Raw genomic sequence first — 23413 nt, forward strand, 5'->3', positions numbered from 1 at the left:
GACGTCCTGCCCGCCGCCGCGGCACAACTTCCTCACCCTGCCGCGTATTCGCTCCGAATCCCCGGCGTTCGACCTGCACCACCCGGAGATCGCAGCCCTCGACGCGCTGCACAACGGCCGCGCCTCCGAGGATGACAAGGCCCTCGCCGGCGGCAAGGAGGCGGGCAAGTGAAGATCCAGGGCAAGATGTTCATCTGGCTCTCCGTCTTCGTCCTCGCCATGGCGATCGTCTATGGCGTCTGGTCGAAGGAGCCCGCGGGTACCACCGCACTGTTCCTCGCCTTCGGCCTGTGCATCATGGTCGGCTACTACCTGGCCTTCACGGCCCGGCGGGTCGACGCGGGTGCGCAGGACAACGAGAACGCCGAGGTCTCGGACGACGCCGGTGAGCTGGGCTTCTTCAGCCCGCACAGCTGGCAGCCGCTGTCCCTGGCCGTCGGTGGCGCGCTCGCCTTCCTGGGCGTGGTCTTCGGCTGGTGGCTGCTGTACTTCTCCCTCCCGGTGATCCTCGTCGGCCTCTTCGGCTGGGTCTTCGAGTACTACCGCGGCGAGAACCGCACGCAGTAACCAGGGCGCATGACGCCGCGGCGGGCCCGGACACCTCAACAGGTGTCCGGGCCCGTCTCGTTTGGCGGCCGGGAGCAGACCCGTTTGCAGTCCTCCAGCGCGCCGGTACAGGTGATTCTTCATATTTTTGGGGCATGAGTCACAGACCTCGAACCCGGACGGTGCTGAGCTGCGGCCTCCTGCTCGTGCCCCTTGCGGTGAGCGCCACCGCGTGCGGGGGCTCGGATTCGGAAGCGCTCTCCGGCACTCCTTACGACGCGGCCGACCAGATCTCGGCCAACATCCCGAACGGCACCAGGAAGGCGGACCCCGACAAGCCGCTCGAGGTGTCCGTCAAGGGGGACGACGCGCGGATCACCGACGTGACCGCCACCGACACCACAGGACGCTTCGTACGCGGCGAGCTGAGCGCCGACGGCAGGCGCTGGCGCACCACGGCGCCGCTGGCCGCCGGGAGCCGCTACACGGTGCGGGTGAGCACCGAGGAGGAGGACGGTTCGCCCGGCCGTAAGACGCTCGTGGTCAACACCCGTGACGCCGACGGCCAGTTGACCGCCACCTTCGGCCCGAAGGAGGGGGAGTACGGCGTCGGCCAGCCGGTCACCGCCGAACTGAGCCAGCCGATCAAGGACCCCAAGGCCCGGGCCGTCGTCGAGAGCGCCCTGAAGGTCGACTCCATGCCGCGGGTCCAGGGCTCCTGGCACTGGGTGGACGACAAGAAGCTGCACTTCCGCCCCAAGGAGTACTGGCCCGCGCACGCCACCATCTCGGTGCACAGCAACCTGGCGGGCCTGAAGGTCGCCAAGGGGCTCTACGGAGGCCCGTCCAAGCCGGTGAAGCTCACCACCGGCGACCGCGTGGAGGCCATCACCGACGCGGCGACACACCAGATGACGGTGCTGCGCAACGGTGAGTCGATCAACACCATCCCCGTGACCACCGGCAAGCCCGGATTCTCCACCCGCAACGGCGTCAAGGTCGTCCTCGGCAAGGAGAGCTTCGTACGGATGCGCAGCTCCACGGTCGGCATCGCCGCCGGGAGCGGGGACTCCTACGACCTGCCGGTCCACTGGGCCACCCGGGTGACCTGGAGCGGGGAGTACGTCCACGCCGCACCCTGGTCCGTCGGATCACAGGGCGCGGCGAACGTCAGCCACGGCTGTACGGGCATGTCCACCAGCAACGCCCAGTGGTTCTTCAACACCGTGCGTATCGGCGACATCGTCAAGGTCGTCAACAGCGGCGGCGACACCATGACGCCGTTCGACAACGGCTTCGGCGACTGGAACATGCCCTGGCAGGAATGGCGCGAGGGCAGCGCGCTCAAGAACAAGGCCAACACGACCACAGGAGCCGCCGGGCGCGCCCAGAACCCCGCCGGTGACGCCCGGCTGCGCCCGAAGTTCTGACGCCGCCCGGCGGCCGCTCAGGCCTGTACGAGGTTCCTGCGGCGCAGCAGGCCGGCCAGGGCGTCCGCGAAGGCCACCGGATCCAGCGGATGCGTCACCGCGGCATCCGCACGGCTCCAGGTCGCCAGCCAGGCGTCCTGGGGGCGGCCGATCAGCAGCAGCACCGGCGGGCACCGGAAGATCTCGTCCTTGATCTGCCGGCAGACGCCCATCCCGCCCGCGGGTGCCGTCTCGCCGTCCAGCACACAGACGTCGATACCGCCCTGCTCCAGGGCCGTGAGGACGGCGGGCGCGGTGGCGCACTCCAGGATCTCGATCTGCGGGACGTCGGCGGCCGGGCGCCGGCCGGCCGCCAGCCGGACCTGCTCGCGGGTGCCTGCGTTGTCGCTGTAGACCAGCACCGTGGCAGTCGCCTGCATCGTTCCTCCACGCTTCGTAGCGGCACAGCATCGGGTGGGGCGGATGCTACTCCCGCGGCGGGTGTCCGCAGGAGGGGTTGAGCGGATCCATGATCTGCCCGACGGGCCGTCAGGACCGGCTCCGGACGGGACGGCGGGCGGCGGCCACCCGGCGCGTCCCCCCTTCGGGCGACCTCCGGAATTGGGCCGTACGAGCAGGGCACACGTCCTTGACACACCGAACGGCACCCCCCGGAGTGAGGGCGGGATAAGCGACCGACATAATGTCGGTCGTGGCGACAGCAACGACAGTAGAAACCGGGCACGCGCACCCGTCGGTCAATCGGCCGAACCTCACCAGCGTCGGAACCATCATCTGGCTGAGTTCCGAGCTGATGTTCTTCGCGGCCCTCTTCGCGATGTACTTCACCCTTCGTTCGGTGACCGGATCCGAGTATTGGAAGGAATCCGCCAGTGCGCTGAATCTTCCGTTCTCCGCGACCAACACCACGATCCTGGTGCTCAGCTCTCTGACCTGCCAGCTCGGCGTTTTCGCGGCCGAGCGTGGCGATGTCAAGAAGCTCCGGGCCTGGTTCGTGGTCACCTTCATCATGGGTGCGATCTTCATCGGCGGTCAGGTCTTCGAGTACACGGAGCTGGTCAAGCACGAGGGCCTGTCGCTCTCGTCCGGCCCGTACGGCTCGGTGTTCTACCTGACCACCGGCTTCCACGGACTGCATGTGACGGGCGGTCTGATCGCCTTCCTGCTGGTCCTGGGCAGGACGTACGCGGCCAAGAGGTTCACCCACACGCAGGCCACCGCGGCCATCGTCGTGTCCTACTACTGGCACTTCGTCGATGTCGTCTGGATCGGCCTCTTCGCCACGATCTACCTGATCCGGTAACCGGCCCGACCGGTACCGCATATCAGACAGACATAGCCAAAGCATCGACGCAGAAGATCCTGACACCGGGGTAATCCGTGAAAAAGCTCTCCGCACGACGGCGCCATCCGCTGGCGGCGCTCGTCGTCCTACTCTTCGCGCTGGCGGTCACTGGGGGGCTGTACGCCGCGTTCGCGCCGGCGGACAAGGCTCAGGCCGATGACACCGCCCAGTCTCTTGCCGTCAAGGAGGGCAAGAAGCTCTTCGCCGTGGGCTGCGCCAGCTGCCACGGCACCGGCGGTCAGGGCACCTCCGACGGTCCGAGCCTGGTCGGCGTCGGCGCCGCAGCCGTGGACTTCCAGGTGGGCACCGGCCGGATGCCGGCCCAGCAGCCCGGCGCCCAGGTGCCGCGGAAGAAGAACATCTACACCAACGCCCAGATCGACCAGCTCGCGGCCTACGTCGCGTCGCTGGGCCCCGGCCCGAGCGTGCCCTCCAAGGAGCAGTACAGCGCCGGCGGTGCCGACATCGGCAAGGGCGGCGAGCTGTTCCGCACCAACTGTGCTCAGTGCCACAACTTCACCGGTAAGGGCGGCGCCCTGACCGACGGCAAGTTCGCACCGACGCTCGAAGGCGTGGACCCGAAGCACATCTACGAGGCCATGGAGACCGGCCCGCAGAACATGCCCTCCTTCGGTGACGGCTCGCTGTCGAAGGAGAACAAGAAGGACATCATCGCGTACCTCGGCGCCGTCAACGGCGATGAATCCGAGAGCCCCGGCGGCCTCGACCTCGGCGGTCTCGGTCCGGTCAGTGAGGGTCTCTTCGGCTACATCTTCGGCCTGGGCGCGCTGATCGCGGTCGCCATCTGGGTCGCAGCCCGGACTACGAAGGCCAAGAAGTCATGAGCGAGACTGGACGACACGAAGACGTGCCAGAAGAAACCCTTCCCAGTGAGCGGGAGACGGCTCACGAAGGCGCGGTGGCCACGGCGGAGAACCCCTTCGCCGACCCGGGCCTGCCGCCCCACGAGCACCGCGCCCAGGACATCGACGAGCGGGCCGCCAAGCGCTCCGAGCGCACCGTGGCGCTGCTCTTCGTGGTGTCGATGGTGGCGACGGTCGCCTTCATCGCCTCCTACGTGGCGATCCCGATCGACAAGATCGTCTACATCTGGCCGATCGGTCACATCAGCGCGCTGAACTTCGCGCTCGGTCTGACGCTCGGCGCGGCGCTGTTCTGCATCGGCGCCGGTGCGGTCCACTGGGCCCGCACGCTGATGTCGGACGAGGAGGTCGCCGACGACCGTCACCCGATCGAGGCCGCCCCCGAGGTCAAGGCCAAGGTCATGGCGGACTTCGCGGCGGGTGCCAAGGAGTCGCAGATCGGCCGCCGCAAGCTGGTGCGCAACACGATGTTCGGTGCGCTGGCCCTGGTGCCGCTCTCCGGTGTCGTCCTGCTGCGTGACCTCGGGCCGCTGCCCGGGACCAAGCTGCGCACCACGAACTGGAAGAGGGGCGTCCGGCTCGTCAACCAGTCCACCAACCTCCCGCTGCGTCCCGAGGACATCGCGGTCGGCTCCCTGACGTTCGCCAAGCCCGAGGGCCTGGAGGAGAACGACGAGGAGTTCGCCGAGAAGATCGCCAAGGACGCCCTGATGCTCGTGCGGATCCAGCCGCAGGACATCAAGGACAAGCACGAACTCTCCTGGTCGCACGAGGGCATCGTGGCGTACTCGAAGATCTGCACCCACGTGGGTTGCCCGATCAGCCTGTACGAGCAGCAGACGCACCACGTGCTCTGCCCGTGCCACCAGTCGACGTTCGACCTCTCTGACGGTGGTCGGGTGATCTTCGGTCCGGCCGGACACGCCCTGCCGCAGCTGCACATCACGGAGAAGGACGGCTTCCTGGAGGCCGCAAGCGGCTTCGAGGAGCCCGTCGGCCCGAGTTTCTGGGAGCGCGGATGAGTAACGAGACAACCGCGACCAGCACACGCCGTGGCCCGGCGCCACGGGGCGAGCGGATCGCGGACTGGGCGGACGGCCGGCTGGGCATCTACAGCCTCGCCAAGTCCAACATGCGCAAGATCTTCCCGGACCACTGGTCCTTCATGCTGGGTGAGGTCGCGCTCTACAGCTTCATCATCATCATCCTGACCGGTGTCTACCTGACGCTGTTCTTCCACCCGAGCATGGCCGAGGTGACCTATCACGGTTCCTATGTGCCCATGCAGGGAATCCGGATGACCCAGGCCTTCGAGTCGACGCTGGACATCAGCTTCGACGTGCGCGGCGGCCTGCTCATCCGCCAGATCCACCACTGGGCCGCGCTGGTCTTCCTGGCCGCGATGATGGTCCACATGATGCGGGTGTTCTTCACCGGCGCCTTCCGCAAGCCGCGCGAGGTCAACTGGCTGTTCGGCTTCCTGCTGTTCGTGCTGGGCATGTTCACCGGCTTCACCGGCTACTCGCTCCCCGACGACCTGCTCTCCGGCACCGGTGTGCGGTTCATCGAGGGCGTCATCCTGGCGATGCCGCTGGTCGGTTCGTACCTGCAGTTCTTCATCTTCGGCGGGGAGTTCCCGGGGCACGACATCATCCCGCGGTTCTTCACGGTGCACGTCCTGCTGCTGCCGGGCATCATGCTCGGCCTGCTGGTGGCGCACCTGATCCTGGTCTTCTACCACAAGCACACGCAGTTCCCGGGTGCCGGCAAGACCAACAACAACGTCGTGGGCATGCCGCTGCTGCCGGTCTACATGGCCAAGGCCGGAGGCTTCTTCTTCCTGGTCTTCGGTGTGATCGCCGCGATCGCCGCGGTGGCCAGCATCAACCCGGTGTGGGCGATCGGCCCCTACCGGCCGGACCAGGTGTCCACCGGCGCCCAGCCCGACTGGTACATGGGCTTCGCCGAGGGTCTGGTGCGTGTCATGCCGGGCTGGGAGTGGAACTTCTGGGGCCACACCGTCAACTTCGGCGTGCTGATCCCGATCCTGATCTTCCCGCTGGTCCTGGTCGCGATCGCGGTCTACCCGTTCGTCGAGTCCTGGGTCAAGGGCGACAAGCGCGAGCACCACATCCTGGACCGCCCGCGCAATGTCCCGACCCGTACCGGCTTCGGTGTCGCCTGGCTGATCGCGTACTTCGTGATGCTGATCGGTGGCGGCAACGACCTGTGGGCCACCCACTTCCACCTGTCGATCAACTCGATCACCTGGTTCGTCCGGATCGCGTTCTTCGTCGGGCCGGTGCTGGGCTTCATCGCCACCAAGCGGGTCTGCATGGGTCTGCAGCGGCGCGACAAGGACAAGGTGCTGCACGGACGCGAGTCGGGCATCATCAAGCGCCTGCCGCACGGTGAGTTCGTCGAGGTCCACGAGCCGCTCGACCAGGAGCAGCTGCACGTGCTCACCCAGCACGAGCAGCCCGCGCCGCTCGAGCTCGGCCCGGAGGTCGACGAGAACGGTGTGGCGCGCAAGGTGCCGCGCTCGCAGAAGCTGCGGGCCAAGCTCTCCAAGAGCTACTACGGCGAGGACAACGTCATCGCCAAGCCCACGGTCGAGGAGTACAAGGAGATCACCAGCGGCCACGGCCACCACTGATCACCGCGGCGCCTCGTAGCGCACCGTAGGAGCACGCCACCCAGAGGGCCCCGTCTGCTGAGCGGACGGGGCCCTCCGGCGTGTCCGGCGGCTCGATAGGGTGAACACACAAGCAGGAGACAAATCAGGAGTGTGGACCATGAACGTTGCGACCCCCCTCGGCGGCGACAGCGTGGCGGCCCACACCTGGCCGGGCATCCTCAACGCCCTGCTCGACGGCCGGGACCTCGCCGCGGAGGACACCGCATGGGCGATGGACCGGATCATGCGGGGCGAGGCCGGCGACGCCCAGATCGCCGGCTTCGCGGTGGCGCTGCGGGCCAAGGGCGAGACCGTCGCCGAGATCTCCGGGCTCGTCCGGGCCATGTACGAGCACGCCCGGCTGATCGAGGTGCCGGGACCGAGCGTGGACATCGTCGGCACCGGCGGCGACGGCGCCAAGACCGTCAACATCTCCACGATGTCCTCGATCGTGGTGGCCGGCACCGGCGCCAGGGTCGTCAAGCACGGCAACCGCGCCGCGTCCTCGGCCAGCGGCGCCTCCGACGTGCTGGAGAAGCTCGGCGTCAATCTCGACCTCACCCCGCAGCGGGTCACCGAGGTCGCCCAGGAAGCGGGCATCACCTTCTGCTTCGCGGTGAAGTTCCACCCCTCGTTGCGGCACGTCGCCAATGCCCGGGGCCAGCTCGGCATCCGTACGACGTTCAACGTGCTGGGCCCGCTGACCAACCCCGCGAAGGTCCGCGCCCAGGCGACCGGCGTCGCGGACGCCCGGATGGCGCCGATCCTGGCCGGGGTGCTCGCCGAGCGCGGCTCGTCAGCGCTGGTCTTCCGGGGCGACGACGGCCTGGACGAGCTGACCACGACCGCGACCTCCCGGGTCTGGATCGTCCGGGACGGCACGGTGCGCGAGGAGGCCTTCGACCCTCGCGACGTGGGTATCGACCTGGTGCCCGTGGAGGCGCTGCGCGGCGCCGACGCGTCGTACAACGCGGAGGTGGCCCGCCGGCTGCTGGACGGGGAGACCGGTCCGGTGCGCGATGCGGTGCTGCTGAACTCCGCGGCGGCGCTGGTCGCGCTGGAGCCCTCCGACGCCCCGCTGGCCCGGCAGATCCGGGCCGGTATCGACAAGGCCGCCCTGGCGATCGACTCGGGGGCGGCCCGGCAGGCGCTGGAGCGCTGGGTGGCCGCCAGCAACACCTGAGCGCCCGGTGACGCAGCGTGTGACGCAAGCCCCAGTCCGGTATACGGACCGGGGCTTGCGTGATGTTGCCCGTATGGCATGATTCTGCGCAGGTCACGAGTGACAGCGATGCAGGCCCCGGCCCGCTGTCCGGCAACCCTCCTTCCGTGGCGGGGTGCCCCGGGTGATGACCAGGCCGTAGGCAGCGAGGTCTGCGGCAAGCGCGGATCCCTCGCCAGGGATCCTGGTCCCCGAGGGAGAACTTCCGTGAATCAGCGAATGCGATAGGGCTCGACGGCCCCTTTTCCGCATCCTTTTTCCTTTTCCGCTGCGGCGCCCTGCCGTGCGCCCCGCGCACCCCTGACGCGCTCCGCCCCGCAGCGAATTCACTTGCTTCTTACGGGAGTTCGCCATGTCCGTTTCCGCCGTTGCCGCCGACCGCTCCGTCTGTGCCCCGCTGCCCGTCCTCGGCCGGGACGTCCGCGTCCCGCTGGTGACCGGCGGCGAGGTCGACTACGCCGCGCTGGACTACGCCGCCAGCGCGCCCGCGCTGCAGCGGGTCTGGGACGACGTGGCGGCCTACGCCCCGTACTACGGCAGCGTGCACCGCGGCGCCGGGTACCTCTCGCAGCTGTCCACCGACCTCTTCGAGAACAGCCGCCGGACCATCGCGGAGTTCCTGGGCTGCGGTGACGACCACCAGGTGGTCCTCACCCGCTCCACCACCGACTCGCTGAACCTCCTCGCGGCCGTACTCCCTGAGCACACCCGGGTCTTCGTCTTCGAGACCGAGCACCACGCCTCGCTGCTGCCCTGGGAGCAGCGCCCGGATGTCGCGGTGACCTACCTCAACGCGCCGCGCACCCCGCGGCAGGCGGTGGACACCCTGGAGAAGGCACTGGCCGAGCGCGACCCCTACGGCCCGGCGCTGGTCTGTGTGACCGGTGCTTCCAACGTGACCGGTGAGTTGTGGCCGGTGCGCGAGCTGGCGGCCGCCGCGCATGCCCACGGCGCGCGCATCGTGCTGGACGCGGCGCAGCTCGCCCCGCACCACCCCGTGGACATCGTGGAGCTGGACGTCGACTGGGTCGCCTTCTCCGGCCACAAGCTGTACGCGCCCTTCGGCGCCGGTGTCCTGGCGGGCCGCGCGGACTGGCTGCAGGCCGCCGCCCCGTACCTGGCCGGCGGCGGCGCCAGCCGCAAGGTCTCCCGGCGGACCGACGGCGGAGTCGACGTCGAGTGGCACACCACCGCCGCCCGGCACGAGGCCGGTTCGCCCAACGTCATCGGCGCCTACGCCATCGCCTCGGCCTGCCGGGCCCTGACCGAGGCCGGCTTCGACGGCCTGGTCGCCCGCGAACAGGAGCTGATCGCCCGCCTGCGCGCCGGCCTGGCCGAGGTGCCCGAGGTCAACGTGCTCTCCCTCTTCGGCGAGGACGCGGCACGCGTCGGCGTCCTCTCCTTCGTCGTCGAGGGCTGGAACAGCTCCCACTTCGCCGCGGCGCTGTCGGCCGAGTACGGCATCGGCGTCCGCGACGGCCTTTTCTGCGCCCACCCCCTCGTCCGTACCCTCCTCGGCAGCGAGCCCCAGGCCCCCGGCGAGTGCGGCGCCCCCGACGCGGTCCCCGGCGAGCGCTCCCTGAACGCCATCCGCGTCAGCGTGGGCGTCGGCACGCCGGATGAGCACGTCGACCGCTTCCTCCGCGCGGTCAAGGAACTGGTGACGAACGGCGCCACCTGGAACTACCACACGGAGGACGGCCGTTGCGTGCCGGCGCGTAGCGCGGATTAATCCCACGTTTTCGGCTTTCCCGTCGTGATTCGTCTCGCCGTTTCCCGCCCGCTAACGCGGTGCGCCCGCCGTTGCGCCTGCGGCGGGCCGGTCCGCTGTGCTTTGCCTGTCCCGACGTGGGGGTTTGCCGCCGTTGCGCCTGCGGCGGGCGGTGCCGCTGCGCGGGCCCGTCCCCTCCCGTTGAGGGGTGGGGAAAAGCCAGGTGGGGGTGCAGGTAGGTGGCCGGGTGCGCCTTGTCGCTCGTATTGAAGTGAACGGGTTGCGAGTGGCCGGCCCCCACTCACCCGTCACTCAATTCCCCCACGGGAGGGGACGGGCCGGAGGGGCAGGGGTGTGGGACGTAAAGCGAAGCAGTCCCACACCCCTGCCCCGGAGGTCCGTCACCGCACCCACAGCCCCGCGCAGCGGACCCGGCCCGCCGCAGGCGCAACGGCGAGAAACCCCAACAGCGAGCCGAGGCACAGCGCAGCGAACCCGCCCCGCAGCGAACCCGCCCCGCAGCGAACCCGCCCCGCAGCGGACCTGGCCCGCCGCAGGCGCAACGGCGGGCGCACCGCGAAGCGGGCGGCAAACGGTGAGCAACCCCCACGGCGGAAAAGACAAAAACGTGGGGCGCAAGCAAAGCGCAGCGAATGGGCTACGCGTCGAGCCCGATCGCAAAGGCAGACTCAAGGTCATGCTGCGAATACGTGCGGAACGCGATATGCGTTTCCGTGGAGGCGACGCCAGGAACCTTGCTGATGCGGCCGGGGATGACGTCCGCGAGGTCGTCGTGGGCGGCGACCCGCACCATGGCGATCAGGTCGTGGGCGCCGGTGACCGAGTAGACCTCGCTGACCCCTTCCAGCGCGGCGATCTTCTCGGCGATCTCCGGGATCTGGTCCACGTTGGTCTTGATGAGCACGATCGACGTGATCACGGCTGGCTCTCTCCCTCGGTCGCCCGGTCATCTCCCCTGGTGGCCCCCACACTATCTCTCCGGTAGCGGGCCCAGGCGTACAGGAAGCCGAGCGCGAAGCCGATGACATGGGCGAGGTAGGCGACGCCGGGACCGCGGGGGTCGTCCTGCGCCGCCTGCCACTGAAGGAAGAACCAGAACAGCAGCACGATCCAGGCGGGGAAGCGCAGCGGCAGGAAGAAGAGGAACGGGAAGAGGCTGGTGACCCGGGCCGTGGGGAACAGGAAGAGGAAGGCGCCGAGGACGCCGGAGATCGAGCCGGAGGCGCCCACCAGTGTCTGCCCCGAGGTGGCGTGGGCGGCCGCGTAGCCGAGCAGCGCCAGGTAGCCGATGATGAGGTAGAAGGCGGTGAACGGCAGCCTGCCCATACGTGCCTCGGTCATGGCGCCGAAGACGTACAGGAAGAGCACGTTGCCGAGCAGGTGCAGCCAGCTGCCGTGCACGAATAACGCGGTGAGCGGGGTGATCAGCGCCCGTGCCGAACCGCTCCACAGCTCCAGCGGGATCACGCCCCACCGCTCGAAATATGCGGTCTGGGCCTTGAGCAGGGCCTCGCCGGTGCCGTATATCCGGTTCAGGCCGGAGGCGGGGCCGAGCACGAAGACCGCGCAGCACAGGCCGATCAGCACATTCGTCATCCGCGAGAACACCGCGGCCGGCGACCGGGCGGGGCGCGGAGGGCGGGGGTGGAGACCGGACGAGCGGGGTGATCGGGGTGAAGGGGCCGGCGCCGTCATGAGGTGATCATGACCCAATGCGGGCAATCGGGACAGAGTGCCTCGCCGCGTCCCGGCACCTGGGCGGGCCCGCACCGGCCCCCCATCAGGCCGTAGGGTTACAGGCAGTACTTTGCGTACTTCCGCGATCCGACGGCGCACCGCGTGAACCGCGCAGCAGCACGACACCGATGAGCACGAAAGAGGACGACACGATGGCTGTTCCCCTGCCGACGGACGGGACCCGGTGGCGCTGCACGCTGTGCGGCAACCTCACGCGGTTCGACGTGACGCGCCGGTCCAAGGTCGTGGAGTACGTCCACCTGGACCTGGCCGGGGCGCCGACGGTGGAGGAGCGCGAGGTCCTCAGTGAGAGCATCGAGTCCGTGCGCTGCCGCTGGTGCAACGCGGTCGACCAGATCGAGCTGGTCGACCGTCCGGGCGCGAACGCCTGAGATCGGAGCGATGCAGCCGTGGTGGACCGTCCAGAAGGGGAGTCGGGGGACCGGCGTGCGGACGCACCGGCGAGTGCGGCCGACGACGTGCTCGACCGTCCGCTGCCCGAGGGCGTACGGCGCCGGGTCGTGGCGCTCACCGCGGAATCGTTCGGCGCGCTGACGCTCTCCGAACTCCCGCCCCCGCTGCGGCAGTACGCCCGGTTCACCCCGACTCGTCGGGCCAAATTCGCCGGAAACGCGATGGCCGCGGCGCTGGAGAGCGACGCGGTCTTCCGGCAGCGGATCGCGGGCAAGCTGCGCGAGGCACAGTCGGAGCTCGCCGAGGCGCTGGAGCACGGCACCCCGCCCGCGGCCGCGGATCCGCTCGATGTCGCGGCGGCCGCCTATGTGCTGCGACCCGAGGGCTGGGTCAAGCTCGTCGCGGCGGCCGGTGAGGAGGCGCAGCGGGCGCGCGCCGAGCGGGCCGGCGAGGAGGCCGAACGCGAGCTGGCCAGGCTGCGCGAGGAGCTGGCGCACGCGCGCGGCGAGGCCCGTACGGAAGCCGACCGGATCCGGGTGGACCTGGACGCGGCCCGCAAGGAGAACGAGTCGCTGCGGCGCAAGCTGCGCAGCGCGCTGAGCGACGTCAAGCGCGGTGAGGCCGCGGTGCGCAAGGCCGAGGCCGCCCTCACGGACGTACGGGACCGGGCGGCCACCGAGAAGACCGCGGCGGACAGCGAGGTGCGCCGGCTCAAGACCCGGATCACCGAGGCGGAGACGGCGTTGGAGACCAGCCGGCGCTCCGCCCGCGAGGGCCGCAGCGTCGAGGACATGCGGCTGCGGCTGCTGCTGGACACGGTCCTGGACGCGGCGCAGGGGCTGCGCCGCGAGCTGGCGCTGCCGCCCGCCAGCGTCCATCCGGCGGACACCGTCGAGGCGGTCGCGCCGGGACGGATGACCCCCAAGGACATCGCGACGCGGGCGCTGTCGGAGATGGACCCGGCGCTGCTCGACCAGCTTCTGGCGCTGCCGCAGGCGCATTTGGTGGTGGATGGCTACAACGTCACCAAAACCGGCTATCCGACCATGCCGCTCGACAAGCAGCGGCTGCGGCTGCTGGGCGGCCTCGCGGTGCTGGCGGCGCAGACCGGTGCGGAGATGACCTGTGTCTTCGACGGTGCGGAGCTCGCGGCGCCGGTGCTGCTCGCACCTCCGCGCGGCGTCCGGGTCCTGTTCAGCAAACCGGGCGTAACGGCCGATGAGTTGATTCGTCAGCTGGTTCGGGCCGAACCGCCCGGCCGTCCGGTCGTCGTGGTCTCCACGGACCGGGAAGTGGCCGACGGGGTGGCGAAGGCCGGGGCGCGGCCGGTGGCATCGGCCCTGCTCCTCAAGCGACTTGCCCGGACCTGACAGGCTGCCCGCTCCGGCGGCCGGAACACCAAAAATCGCCGGCGATCCGTCTCTGAGCGTCAAGTGGCGCTCACTGCCTGTGCGATGTTGGTAAAGGATGGGGCTGGTGGCGCAGATTTTTTCCCTGGGGATTTGAAGCGATCACAGCTCGGTTACTAAGGTCAGCCCCGAACCTTCATGAATCTGATCATCCAACCGGGATGAACCGTGAAGGTACCGCCGAGTCCGCGGCGTTCACGCGGAGCCGGGGTCTCCCCCCCCACTTCCCGGTAGGCGGCTGGAGGAAGAAGGAGCTCGCCCCCGTGGCGTCCCACCGTCGACCCAAGCAGCCGAGCCGTACTCGCGTGACCGTGCTCACCGCCACCGCCGCGGCGGCCGTCGCCCTTTCGTCCCAGGCCGCCCAGGCCGACCCGCACCAGTCGAAGAAGGACGTCAAGTCCGAGGTCGACAAGCTGTACAACGAGGCCGAGCAGGCCACCGAGAAGTACGACGGGGTCAAGGAGCAGCAGGACAAGCTCCAGAAGGAGGTCGACGACCTCCAGGACAAGGTCGCCCGCGGGCAGGGTGAGCTGAACCAGATGCGCAAGGGCCTCGGTGCCGTTGCCTCCGGCCAGTACCGCAGCGGCAGCATCGACCCCTCGGTTCAGCTGTTCCTCTCCGGGGACCCGGACACCTACCTCGAAAAGGCCGCCACGCTCGACCAGCTGAGCGGCAAGCAGGCCGACCAGCTCAAGACCGTCGCGGACAAGCAGCGCCGGCTCGCCCAGGAGCGCGCGGAGGCCTCGGCCAAGATCAAGGACCTCTCCGAGACCCGTAAGGCGCTCGGTGACAAGAAGGACGAGATCAAGGGCAAGCTGGCGGAAGCGCAGCAGCTGCTCAACAAGATGACGGCCAAGGAGCGGGCGTCCATGCAGGCCGAGCAGAACCGCGCCAACCGCAGCAACTCGCGGGTCAACCTCGGCGATGACGTGCCGGCCTCGCAGCGCGGTGCGGCCGCCCTGGCCGCCGCCCAGTCCAAGATAGGTTCGCCGTACGTCTGGGGCGCCACCGGCCCGTCCTCCTTCGACTGCTCGGGTCTGACCTCCTGGGCCTACCAGCAGGCGGGCCAGTCGCTGCCGCGTACCTCGCAGGCACAGGCCAACGCCGGTACCCGGATCGCCTCGCAGAGCGCCCTCAAGCCCGGCGATCTGGTGCTCTTCTACAGCGACCTGCACCACATCGGTCTCTATGCGGGCAACGGTCAGGTGCTGCACGCCCCGAAGCCGGGTGCCGCCGTGCGCTACGAGCCCATGAGCAACATGGAGTTCGCGTTCGGCGTGCGGGTCTGAAAAGCCTCACAACGTTCTCAACCTGCCGCCCGAACGGGCGAATTGCGGCCTCGGCCACTGACTTGCCGCCCCGCCGGTGACCTGCACAGTCACCGGTGGGGCGGCTTTTTGCGGGTGAAAGGGCGGCTTTGGCCGGATCGCACCGGCGCCGTACTCTCTGCCCTCGCAGCTTCCGCTTCACCGACCGCCCTCCCGGGGCGGCAGGGGCTTCCCCCGAGCTCTCGGCTGCGCTCAAGCAGGGGGTACCCCATCGGAAGGAGTCGGCTCTCGTGGCGTCCCATCGCCGTACCTCGCAGCAAGGCCGGACCGCCGTCGCCGGAGTCACCGTGGTGTCGGCCGCCCTCGCGACCGCGGCCGCCGCGCTGTCGGCACCGCAGGCCTTCGCCGACCCCGCCGCCCGCTCGGCCGCCGACCACGACGCGGCCGCCTCGCGGGTCGACCACCTCTACGAACAGGCGGAGCGGGCCACCGAGAAGTTCAACGGCGCGGACGCCCGGACCAAGAAACTGCGCGGCCAGGTGGCGGCGCTCCAGGACCGCACCGCCCGCGCCCAGGAGCGGGTCAACCGGATGCGCGGCAGGCTGGGCGCGCTGGCGGCTGCCCAGTACCGGGCCGGCGGGATGGACCCCACGGTCAGGCTGATGCTCTCCGAACGGCCCGACACCTACCTGGAGAAGGCCTCCGCCCTCGACCGGCTGGGCGCAGGGCAGGCCCGCGAGCTGCGCGGGCTGCGGGCCGCGCAGCGCTCCCTGGAGCAGCGGCGCAGGGAGACCGTGCGGAAGCTGGCGGAGCTGGAGGCCGGACGCAAGGAGGTCGCGCGCCACAAGAAGGACGTCCAGCACAAGCTGGCCACGGCGCGGCGGCTGCTGAACGCGCTCCCCGGGGACGCCAGGGAGGCCTACGCCCGGGCTTCCCGGAGCGACGGCCGCCACGAGGCGGCCCCGGACCTGCGGGGGGCCGTACCGGCCTCCGGGCGGGCCGCCGCGGCCGTCGCCGCGGTGCGTGCCGCGGTCGGCCGGCCCTACGCATGGGGAGGCAGCGGCCCTGCGTCCTTCGACTGCTCCGGACTCACCCAATGGGCCTACGGGCGGGCCGGTGTCTCCCTCCCGCGTACCTCGCAGGCGCAGCGCGGCGCCGGCCGGCAGGTGCCCCTCAGCCAGGCACAGCCCGGTGACCTGGTCATCTACCGCTCGGACGGCAGCCATGTCGGGATGTACGTCGGCAACGGCCAAGTGGTCCACGCGCCCTATCCCGGCGCACGGGTCCGCTACGACCCCGTCGGGATGATGCCGATCTCGTCCGTCACCAGGCCCTGAGGCGGAGCGCAGCGTTTTTGCCCCGGCCGGGCCGGATCTACGATCGTCCGCATGTCACACCAGTGGGCGGGACGAGGGCTGCCGCGGGCCCGGGCGGCGGGCTGCGCCGCCCTGCTCCTCGCGCTGCTCGCACCGCTGACCGGCTGTGCGCCCACCAACTCCACCCCGGCCCGCTACCCGGACGTCCAGCGGATGCTCGACACCCGTGCGCGGGCCGTCCAGCGCCGGGACGCGGCGGGCTTCCTGGCCACCGTCGACCCGCGGGCCACCGGCTACCGGGACCGCCAGCGCACCATGTTCGACCAGCTGGCAGGCGTGCCGCTGGCCGACTGGCACTACGAGCTCGACGCGACCGGCGCCTTCCCGCTGGCGGCCGGCGAATCCGATTCGCACCTGGCCGCGAAGGTGCAGCTGCGCTACCGCTTCAAGGGCTATGACACCTCGCCGGTCCACGCCGTCCAGTACCTCACCCTGACCCGGCGGGACGGCCGCTGGCTGATCTCGTCCGACACCGACGGTGCGGCGGCGGGCAGGAGCGGCACCCGCCAGCTGTGGGACCAGGGCCCGGTGCGGCTGGTCCGCGGCCGGTACAGCCTGGTCCTGGGCGACGCCGCGCATCTGGCGCGGCTGAAGGATCTGGCCCACCGGGTGGACCGGGCGGTGCCCGCGGTGTCCGCCGCCTGGAAGGGGAAGTGGTCGCAGAAGGTCGTGGTGGAGGCGCCGGATTCGGTCGGGCGGATGGCACAGCTGATGGGCAGCGACGATGCGTCCGGCTATGCGGGGATCGCGGCGGTCACCACGGGGGAGGCGGGCGTCTCGACGCCCGCGCCCGCGGACCGCGTGATCATCAACCCCGAGGCCTACGAAGAACTCAACGACCTGGGCCGCACGGTGGTCCTCACCCACGAGACCGCCCATGTCGCCACCCGCACGGCCACCTCGGCGGCGACCCCGCTGTGGCTCTCGGAGGGCTTCGCCGACTGGGTCGCCTACCGGGACAGCCACCGCAAGCCCGCCACCACCGCCCCCGAACTCACCCGCGCCCTCGCCCGGGGCAAGGTCCCCGCCCACCTGCCGACCGACGCGGACTTCGGCTTCAAGGCCGGCGCCGACCGGCTGGCCAAGGCCTACGAGGGCAGCTGGCTGGCCTGCCGGATGATCGCCGGCAAGTGGGGCGAGGACAAACTGATCGCCTTCTACCGGGCGGCGGGCAAGAGCGAGCTCCGTGTCTCGTCGGGGAACGCGGGGGCGCCGATGGAGGCGGCCACGGCCCTCGCCGCGGACTCCCGTGCGGCCGCCCGGGCCGCAGGACCCGGACACCGGCCGCCGGCCCATGCCGACCGGACGGACCGCGCCCTGCGCTCCCAACTGGGCATCAGTCTTGCGGAGTTCACCCGGCAGTGGCGGGCCTATGTGAAGGCACAGCTGCGGCGGTGAGGGCGCCCACCGGGCTCAGTGTCCCGGTGCCGGCGAGCCGTCCGCCGGTGTCTGCGGGGCGGAGCCCGTGAGCCGTGGGGGAGCGGCAGCGGTCTCGCCCTCGCCGGCCGGCCGGCGTGCGCGCACCACGCCGACCGGTCCCGTACGCCCGGGCCCGCTGCCCCGCGTCGAGACCCACAGCCGGCGGCAGGCGAGCAGCGACGCGGCGACCAGCAGGCCGTTGCGCACGGCCAGCAGCATCACGGCCGGAAGATCGCTCGCCACGATGTGCGCGAACCAGACGGGGAATTCCAGCTGGGTGAGCCCGGTGGCCAGCAGGACCAGCACGGCCGGCAGCGTCTGCCGGCCGGCCCGGACCGTCACGCACACCGCGGCGAGCCCCACCAGCCAGAGCATGTACTGCGGGCTGATGACGCGGCTGGTGGTCGTGAACAGCAGGGTGGCGGTGAAGGCGGCGTCGCTCAGCGTCGTGGGGCCCGGCTCCCCGGCGTGCAGCCGCCACAGGAACAGCCAGCCCGCGGCGGCGAGGCTCAGGGTGAGCGCCACGGTGCTGACCAGCGGGACGCCCGGGCCGAGGAATTCCAGCGAGCCGTAGTGCAGCAGTACCTGTCCGTCCCACCCGTACTGCCGGGCGATGTGGAAGACCAGCGCGCCGAGCGATTCGACCTCCGTCCCGCGGTCGCGCTGGAAGGTGAGGAAGGCCAGCGCGCCCGGTGCGGCGGCCACGAAGAACAGGGTCAGCCCGGCCGCGGTGCCGGCCGCGCTCCACCACAGGGCGCGGGCCCGGCGTCCGCGCACCGCCGCCCCCGTCAGCAGCAGCACGGGCCAGACCTTCAGCAGCGCACCGAAGGCGACCAGTGCGCCCGCCACCCGTGGCCGGCGGGCGGCCGCGAACAGCGCGGCGGCCGCGACGGCGGCCACCATCAGGTCGTAGCGGGCGTAGGCGGTCGGGCCCAGCAGTGCCACGCCCGCGATCCACACCCACGCCCCCGCCGGGCGATGGCCAGGACGCCGGCCGGCCCGCAGGAAGAGCGCCAGCGCCGCCGCGTCCGTGACCAGGATCAGGGTGAAGAACGCGGGGGCGTAGTCCAGGAACGGCAGCAGGCCGGGGGAGAGGATCGCGAGCGCGGCGGCCGGCGGGTACTGCCAGGTCACATCGGCCAGCGGGAAGCTGCCGGTCTTCAGGACCTCGGACCAGTTCTGATAGATCACCGAAACATCGGTGGTGACATCGGGCCCGGGCAGCACCAGCACCCTCCAGACGCACAGCAGGATCACGGCCCGGGTCACGGCCCAGGCCGCGACCGGGAGCCACACCCCGCGCGCTCTGCTGATGCTGCTCATCGTCACCTCATCGCTCCTCGGCCGTTGCCCTCCGGCGCCGCCCGCGGCACCGCGGACCCGGTGCCCTGCGCGCCGCGGACCGCCCGTGCCCTCTGCATGATGCCGGTAGCGGCCGGTCACGACCGTAGACGAGAACGGGCGTGGCGGGGCGGGCCGCCCCCGGCCGGGCGCCGACCGGTACTGTCGGGCGGAACCGCCGAGACCGACCGCCGAGACCACCGCCGAGAGACCATCGTGCACAAGACCCTGATCGTCACGAACGACTTCCCGCCCCGGCCCGGCGGCATCCAGGCCTTCCTGCACAGCATGGCGCTGCGCCTGGACCCCTCCCAGGTCGTCGTCTACGCCTCGACCTGGAAGCGCGGCGCGGAAGGTCTCGCGGCCACCGCCGCCTTCGATGCCGAGCAGCCGTTCCCTGTGGTGCGCGACCGTACGACGATGCTGCTGCCCACCCCGAGGGTGACCCGCCGGGCCACCGGGCTGCTGCGCGAACACGGCTGCTCCTCGGTGTGGTTCGGCGCGGCGGCGCCGCTCGGCCTGATGGCGCCGGCGCTCCGCTCGGCCGGTGCCCGCCGCATCGTGGCCACCACGCACGGCCATGAGGCGGGCTGGGCGCAGCTGCCGGCCGCCCGGCAGCTGCTGCGCCGGATCGGCGAGGGCACCGACACGCTCACCTACCTCGGCGAGTACACCCGCTCGCGGATCGCCGGTGCGCTCACCCCGCACGCCGCGCGGCGGATGGTCCAACTGCCGCCCGGCGTGGACGAGAAGACCTTCCACCCCGGCTCGGGGGGCGACGCCGTACGGGCCGCGCTCGGGCTCACCGGCCGTCCCGTGGTGGTCTGCGTCTCACGGCTCGTCCCGCGCAAGGGCCAGGACACCCTGATCGAGGCGATGCCGGCCATCGTCTCCGCGGTGCCCGACGCCGTCCTGCTGATCGTCGGCGGCGGCCCGTACGAGAAGGAACTGCACGCGCTGGCCCAGGAGAAGGGCGTCGGGGACGCGGTGCGCTTCACCGGTGCGGTCCCCTGGGAGGAGCTGCCGGCCCACTTCGGCGCCGGTGACGTCTTCGCGATGCCCTGCCGCACCCGCCGCGGCGGGCTGGACGTCGAAGGCCTCGGCATCGTCTATCTGGAGGCCTCCGCCACCGGACTCCCCGTGGTGGCGGGCGACTCGGGCGGCGCCCCCGACGCGGTCCTGGACGGCGAGACGGGCTGGGTCGTCCCCGGCGGCTCCCCGGCCCCCACCGCGGACCGCATCATCACCCTGCTCCAGGACCCGGACCTGCGCCGCACCATGGGCGCACGCGGCCGCGCCTGGGTGGAGGAGAAGTGGCGCTGGGACCTGCTGGCGGAACGGCTGAAGGAACTGCTCTAGGGGGCCGCCCGAAGACATCCGCCCCAGGCCGTCCGCCCCGCCCACCCCGTCCGCCCCGTGCGGACGGCGTCCCGGACAACGAAGATCCGCCGCCGTGGCGCGCGGCCACGACGGCGGATCACAGCGGTACGGGAGCGCCCCCGGCCTGACCGGGGACCCCCTGGCTAGGCGCGGTAAAGCGCCTCGATGTCCTCCGCGAAGTCCTTTGCCACCACGTTCCGCTTGAGCTTCAGCGACGGCGTGACATGGCCCGACTCCTCGGTGAACTGGGTCGGCAGGATACGGAACTTGCGCACCGACTCGGCCTTGGAGACGGCCGCGTTGCCGTCGTCGACGGCGCGCTGGACGGCGGCCAGCAGCTCCGGGTCCCCGGCGATCTGGGACGGTGTCACATCGGCGGGGTGGCCGTGCTCCTCGGCCCAGCGGGGCAGGAACTCCTCGTCGAGGGTGACCAGCGCGCCGATGAACGGCCGGCCGTCGCCGACGACCATGCACTCGGCGATCAGGGCGTGCGCCCGGATACGGTCCTCGATCACGGCGGGGGCGACGTTCTTGCCGCCCGCGGTGACCAGTATTTCCTTCTTGCGGCCGGTGATGGCGAGGTAGCCGTCCTCGTCGAGGGTGCCGATGTCGCCGGTGTGGAACCAGCCGTCGGACAGCGCCTCCTTGGTGGCCGACGGGTTGTTCCAGTACTCGGTGAACAGGTGCTCGCCGTGCAGCAGCACCTCGCCGTCGTCGGCGATCCGCACGACCGAACCCGGCAGCGGCTGGCCCACGGTGCCGATCTTCTGCCGGTCCCAGGGGTTGAAGGCGGTGGCCGCGCAGGACTCCGTCAGGCCGTAGCCCTCCAGGGCGGTGAAGCCGATGCCGCGGTAGAAGTGGCCGAGGCGCTCACCGAGCGGGGCGCCGCCGGAGATGGCGTGGGTGGCGCGGCCGCCGAGGACGGCGCGCAGCCTGCTGAAGACCAGCCGGTCGAAGACCTTGTACTTCAGCTTCAGTCCGAGTGCCGGGCCCTCGGGGGTGTCCAGCGCGCGGCTGTAGGCGATCGCGACGTCCGCCGCCTTGTCGAAGACCTTGCCCTTGCCGTCGGCCTGCGCCTTGGCCCGCGCCGAGTTGTAGACCTTCTCGAAGACCCGGGGCACGCCCAGGACCAGCGTCGGACGGAAGGAGGCGAGGTCGTCGGTGAGGTTCTTGATGTCGGGGGCGTGGCCCAGCTTGATGGGGGCCATCACCGCGGCGACCTGCACGAGCCGGCCGAAGACATGCGCGATGGGGAGGAAGAGCAGCACCGAGGAGTCGCCGGTACGGAACAGCGGCCGCAGCCGTTCGACGATGTTGCCGCACTCGGCGAAGAAGCTGCGGTGGCTGAGCACACAGCCCTTGGGGCGGCCGGTGGTGCCGGAGGTGTAGACGATGGTGGCCGGCGAGTCCGCGTCGGCGAGCGCGCTGCGCGCGTCCACCTCCTCGTCCGGGACGCCGGAGCCCGCGGCCCGCAGCCGCGCGATGGCGTCCCGCTCGATCTGCCAGATGTTCTCCAGCTCCGGCAGCCGGTCGCGGACCGATTCGACGGTCGCCTCGTGGGTGGGGGACTCCACCAGGCAGGCCACCGCGCCGGAGTCGGCGAGGATCCACTGGATCTGTTCGGCCGAACTGGTCTCGTACACGGGGACGGTGACGGCTCCCGCGCTCCAGATGGCGAAGTCCAGCAGCGTCCACTCGTAGCGGGTGCGCGACATCAGGCCGACCCGGTCGCCGGGCCGGACGCCCGAGGCGATCAGACCTTTGGCGGCGGCGCGGACCTCGGCGAGGAAGGTGGCAGCGGTGACGTCCTGCCACCCGCCGTTCACCTTGCGTCCCATGACGGCAACATCCGGGTACTGCGCGGCATTTCGGCGGATGAGATCCGTCAGATTGCCGTCCGCGGGGACCTCGTACAGGGCCGGAAGGCTGAACTCGCGCAAGACTGCTGCTCCTCAAAAGCGCCGGCGCCACGACGCTGTGTGTACACCGACGGCGGTCCATGGTCATGCAAGGGGGATTGGACTGCCCGGACGTTACCCATGGGTATTGCGTTCGGGATAGGGGGGATGGCCAGATGTTCGATGCGTCACACGCTGCGGGCACGCCATGGGGTACTTTTCCCGCGCAGACTAGACCAGCGGGTCGGTGACCGGAAAGTAACCCGAGGCGCCGGCCCCCTCCCCGCGCCCGCCCGCGCGATCTAGGGTGACGCCATGCGTGTGCATGTGGTCAGTGACGTACACGGCAACAGCCGGGACCTCGCGGCGGCCGGAACCGGTGCCGATGCCCTGCTCTGCCTCGGTGACCTGGTTCTCTTCCTCGACTACGCCGACCATTCGCGCGGCATCTTCCCCGACCTCTTCGGCACCGGCAACGCCGACGCGCTGGTCGAACTGCGCACCGCCCGCCGCTTCGAGGAGGCCCGCGCACTGGGCCGCAGGCTGTGGGGCGAGCTCGACGCCACGGGCGCGAGCCGGGAGTCGGTCATCGAGGGCGCGGTCCGCAAGCAGTACGCCGAACTCTTCGCGGCCTTCCCCACCCCCACGTACGCCACCTACGGCAACGTCGACATCCCGCGCCTGTGGCCCGAGTACGCGGGAGAAGGCGTCACCGTCCTGGACGGCCAGCGGGTGGAGATCGGCGGGCGGGTCTTCGGCTTCGTGGGCGGCGGTCTCACCAGCCCCATGCGCACCCCGTACGAGATCAGCGACGAGGAGTTCGCCGCGAAGGTCGAGGCGGTCGGCGAGGTGGACGTGCTGTGCAGCCACATCCCGCCCGAGGTCCCCGAGCTCTGCTACGACACCGTCGCCCGCCGCTTCGAGCGCGGCAGCACCGCGCTGCTGCACGCCATCCGCACCACCCGGCCGCGCTACGCCCTCTTCGGCCACGTGCACCAGCCGCTGGCCCGCCGGGTCCGGGTCGGGGCCACGGAATGCATCAATGTCGGCCATTTCAATGCGACCGGGACGCCCTACGTCATGGAGTGGTGAGACCGGCGGCCCCGGGGCGTGAACCCGGTCGTGGGCGGCCGGGCGGCGCCTCGCCCCGTCGTGCCGGGCCTGCTGGTGTCCGCCCGCAGGTTCCCGCGCGGTAGCCTCAGAGCCGGTAGCAGCACAGACACCGCGCAATGGGGTCTCCCCGGCTCATGGGGGCGCCGCCGCTCGAGCGAAGCCGAGAGCGGGGGAGGAGCTGAGAGCTCGGGGAAGGTCGGCGGACCGGCATGAATCGGCATG

20 protein-coding genes and 1 riboswitch are annotated in these 23413 nt (G+C 70.8%); of the genes, 15 read left to right on the forward strand and 5 right to left on the reverse strand.

Annotation, left to right across the window (positions count from 1 at the left end):
* Positions 1-168 precede the first annotated feature (168 nt).
* Together ACGFR7_RS15790 and ACGFR7_RS15795 are read left to right on the forward strand one after the other, a co-directional pair.
* Positions 169-567, forward strand: a complete 399-nt coding sequence (locus tag ACGFR7_RS15790) for a cytochrome c oxidase subunit 4 (protein ID WP_030083935.1) — start codon at positions 169-171, stop codon at positions 565-567.
* A gap of 134 nt (positions 568-701) precedes the next feature.
* Complete coding sequence (locus ACGFR7_RS15795) at positions 702-1976, forward strand: Ig-like domain-containing protein (RefSeq protein ID WP_393318624.1); 1275 nt, start codon at positions 702-704, stop codon at positions 1974-1976.
* A gap of 17 nt (positions 1977-1993) precedes the next feature.
* Here the strand turns inward: ACGFR7_RS15795 and ACGFR7_RS15800 are convergent, their stop codons facing one another.
* Positions 1994-2395 (reverse strand): hypothetical protein, encoded by a 402-nt coding sequence (locus tag ACGFR7_RS15800; protein ID WP_350250461.1) that lies wholly within the window; start codon positions 2393-2395, stop codon positions 1994-1996.
* Positions 2396-2658: 263 nt separating this feature from the next.
* Between ACGFR7_RS15800 and ACGFR7_RS15805 the strand changes: the two genes are divergently transcribed.
* The 6 genes from ACGFR7_RS15805 to ACGFR7_RS15830 all read left to right on the forward strand — a co-directional run bounded on the left by ACGFR7_RS15805 (position 2659) and on the right by ACGFR7_RS15830 (position 9836).
* A complete protein-coding gene (locus ACGFR7_RS15805; RefSeq protein ID WP_086717031.1) occupies positions 2659-3279 on the forward strand; it encodes a heme-copper oxidase subunit III in 621 nt (206 codons plus the stop codon).
* A gap of 77 nt (positions 3280-3356) precedes the next feature.
* Positions 3357-4166 carry a c-type cytochrome gene (locus tag ACGFR7_RS15810; protein WP_393318627.1) on the forward strand — a complete coding sequence of 270 codons (810 nt, stop codon included), beginning with the start codon at positions 3357-3359 and terminating at the stop codon, positions 4164-4166.
* A complete protein-coding gene (locus ACGFR7_RS15815) occupies positions 4163-5227 on the forward strand; it encodes a Rieske 2Fe-2S domain-containing protein (protein WP_393318630.1) in 1065 nt (354 codons plus the stop codon). The genes ACGFR7_RS15810 and ACGFR7_RS15815 overlap by 4 nt, the downstream gene beginning before the upstream one ends.
* The gene (locus tag ACGFR7_RS15820; RefSeq protein WP_393318633.1) at positions 5224-6861 is read left to right on the forward strand and encodes a cytochrome bc complex cytochrome b subunit; all 1638 of its coding nucleotides are present in this window, start codon (positions 5224-5226) and stop codon (positions 6859-6861) included. Before ACGFR7_RS15815 ends, ACGFR7_RS15820 begins: the two co-directional genes overlap by 4 nt.
* 139 nt (positions 6862-7000) lie before the next feature.
* A complete protein-coding gene (trpD, locus tag ACGFR7_RS15825) occupies positions 7001-8065 on the forward strand; it encodes an anthranilate phosphoribosyltransferase (RefSeq protein ID WP_393318636.1) in 1065 nt (354 codons plus the stop codon).
* 91 nt (positions 8066-8156) lie between these two features.
* A riboswitch (SAM riboswitch) is annotated at positions 8157-8274 on the forward strand.
* Positions 8275-8456: 182 nt separating this feature from the next.
* Positions 8457-9836, forward strand: coding sequence for an aminotransferase class V-fold PLP-dependent enzyme (locus tag ACGFR7_RS15830; RefSeq protein WP_393318639.1), 1380 nt, complete (start codon positions 8457-8459; stop codon positions 9834-9836).
* A gap of 637 nt (positions 9837-10473) precedes the next feature.
* Here ACGFR7_RS15830 and ACGFR7_RS15835 read toward each other — a convergent pair.
* Both ACGFR7_RS15835 and ACGFR7_RS15840 read right to left on the reverse strand, forming a co-directional pair.
* A complete protein-coding gene (locus ACGFR7_RS15835; RefSeq protein ID WP_393318642.1) occupies positions 10474-10755 on the reverse strand; it encodes an Lrp/AsnC family transcriptional regulator in 282 nt (93 codons plus the stop codon).
* Positions 10752-11432: a rhomboid family intramembrane serine protease gene (locus tag ACGFR7_RS15840; RefSeq protein ID WP_393318645.1), complete on the reverse strand. Its 681-nt coding sequence runs from the start codon at positions 11430-11432 to the stop codon at positions 10752-10754. The genes ACGFR7_RS15835 and ACGFR7_RS15840 overlap by 4 nt, the downstream gene beginning before the upstream one ends.
* Positions 11433-11725: 293 nt before the next feature.
* Between ACGFR7_RS15840 and ACGFR7_RS15845 the strand changes: the two genes are divergently transcribed.
* From ACGFR7_RS15845 to ACGFR7_RS15865, 5 genes are all read left to right on the forward strand, one after another.
* Positions 11726-11965, forward strand: coding sequence for a hypothetical protein (locus ACGFR7_RS15845; protein WP_030086623.1), 240 nt, complete (start codon positions 11726-11728; stop codon positions 11963-11965).
* Positions 11966-11983: 18 nt separating this feature from the next.
* Entirely contained in the window at positions 11984-13357 is a 1374-nt protein-coding gene (locus ACGFR7_RS15850) for an NYN domain-containing protein (protein ID WP_393318648.1), read from the forward strand.
* Between the two features lie 302 nt (positions 13358-13659).
* A complete protein-coding gene (locus tag ACGFR7_RS15855; RefSeq protein ID WP_393318651.1) occupies positions 13660-14685 on the forward strand; it encodes an NlpC/P60 family protein in 1026 nt (341 codons plus the stop codon).
* Positions 14686-14954: 269 nt separating this feature from the next.
* Positions 14955-16001 carry an NlpC/P60 family protein gene (locus ACGFR7_RS15860; protein WP_393318654.1) on the forward strand — a complete coding sequence of 349 codons (1047 nt, stop codon included), beginning with the start codon at positions 14955-14957 and terminating at the stop codon, positions 15999-16001.
* Positions 16002-16052: 51 nt separating this feature from the next.
* On the forward strand, positions 16053-17438 hold the full coding sequence (locus ACGFR7_RS15865) for a hypothetical protein (RefSeq protein ID WP_393318657.1): 1386 nt from the start codon (positions 16053-16055) through the stop codon (positions 17436-17438).
* A 15-nt stretch (positions 17439-17453) separates the two neighbouring features.
* On the opposite strand, the gene ACGFR7_RS15870 is transcribed toward ACGFR7_RS15865, so the two are convergent.
* Positions 17454-18782: a glycosyltransferase 87 family protein gene (locus ACGFR7_RS15870; protein WP_393319385.1), complete on the reverse strand. Its 1329-nt coding sequence runs from the start codon at positions 18780-18782 to the stop codon at positions 17454-17456.
* Positions 18783-19016: 234 nt separating this feature from the next.
* On the opposite strand from ACGFR7_RS15870, the gene ACGFR7_RS15875 reads away from it, so the two are divergent.
* Positions 19017-20159 (forward strand): glycosyltransferase family 4 protein, encoded by a 1143-nt coding sequence (locus ACGFR7_RS15875; RefSeq protein ID WP_393318660.1) that lies wholly within the window; start codon positions 19017-19019, stop codon positions 20157-20159.
* A 164-nt stretch (positions 20160-20323) separates the two neighbouring features.
* Here the strand turns inward: ACGFR7_RS15875 and ACGFR7_RS15880 are convergent, their stop codons facing one another.
* The gene (locus ACGFR7_RS15880; RefSeq protein ID WP_393318663.1) at positions 20324-22120 is read right to left on the reverse strand and encodes an AMP-dependent synthetase/ligase; all 1797 of its coding nucleotides are present in this window, start codon (positions 22118-22120) and stop codon (positions 20324-20326) included.
* Between the two features lie 273 nt (positions 22121-22393).
* Here ACGFR7_RS15880 and ACGFR7_RS15885 point away from each other — a divergent pair, with 273 nt between their 5' ends.
* A complete protein-coding gene (locus ACGFR7_RS15885) occupies positions 22394-23170 on the forward strand; it encodes a metallophosphoesterase (RefSeq protein WP_393318666.1) in 777 nt (258 codons plus the stop codon).
* Positions 23171-23413: the final 243 nt, after the last annotated feature.

Source organism: Streptomyces sp. NPDC048516 (assembly GCF_043199875.1).
Classification (GTDB): domain Bacteria; phylum Actinomycetota; class Actinomycetes; order Streptomycetales; family Streptomycetaceae; genus Streptomyces.

What these genes read in the sequence shown, in the direction of transcription:
- ACGFR7_RS15800 (WP_350250461.1), bottom strand. Translation starts at nt 2,395, where the DNA reads ATGCAGGCGACTGCCACGGTGCTGGTCTACAGCGACAACGCAGGCACC.
- ACGFR7_RS15805 (WP_086717031.1), top strand. Translation starts at nt 2,659, where the DNA reads ATGTCGGTCGTGGCGACAGCAACGACAGTAGAAACCGGGCACGCGCAC.
- trpD (WP_393318636.1), top strand. Translation starts at nt 7,001, where the DNA reads ATGAACGTTGCGACCCCCCTCGGCGGCGACAGCGTGGCGGCCCACACC.
- ACGFR7_RS15845 (WP_030086623.1), top strand. Translation starts at nt 11,726, where the DNA reads ATGGCTGTTCCCCTGCCGACGGACGGGACCCGGTGGCGCTGCACGCTG.
- ACGFR7_RS15795 (WP_393318624.1), top strand. Translation starts at nt 702, where the DNA reads ATGAGTCACAGACCTCGAACCCGGACGGTGCTGAGCTGCGGCCTCCTG.
- ACGFR7_RS15830 (WP_393318639.1), top strand. Translation starts at nt 8,457, where the DNA reads ATGTCCGTTTCCGCCGTTGCCGCCGACCGCTCCGTCTGTGCCCCGCTG.
- ACGFR7_RS15865 (WP_393318657.1), top strand. Translation starts at nt 16,053, where the DNA reads ATGTCACACCAGTGGGCGGGACGAGGGCTGCCGCGGGCCCGGGCGGCG.
- ACGFR7_RS15820 (WP_393318633.1), top strand. Translation starts at nt 5,224, where the DNA reads ATGAGTAACGAGACAACCGCGACCAGCACACGCCGTGGCCCGGCGCCA.
- ACGFR7_RS15840 (WP_393318645.1), bottom strand. Translation starts at nt 11,432, where the DNA reads ATGACGAATGTGCTGATCGGCCTGTGCTGCGCGGTCTTCGTGCTCGGC.
- ACGFR7_RS15870 (WP_393319385.1), bottom strand. Translation starts at nt 18,782, where the DNA reads ATGAGCAGCATCAGCAGAGCGCGCGGGGTGTGGCTCCCGGTCGCGGCC.
- ACGFR7_RS15885 (WP_393318666.1), top strand. Translation starts at nt 22,394, where the DNA reads ATGCGTGTGCATGTGGTCAGTGACGTACACGGCAACAGCCGGGACCTC.
- ACGFR7_RS15815 (WP_393318630.1), top strand. Translation starts at nt 4,163, where the DNA reads ATGAGCGAGACTGGACGACACGAAGACGTGCCAGAAGAAACCCTTCCC.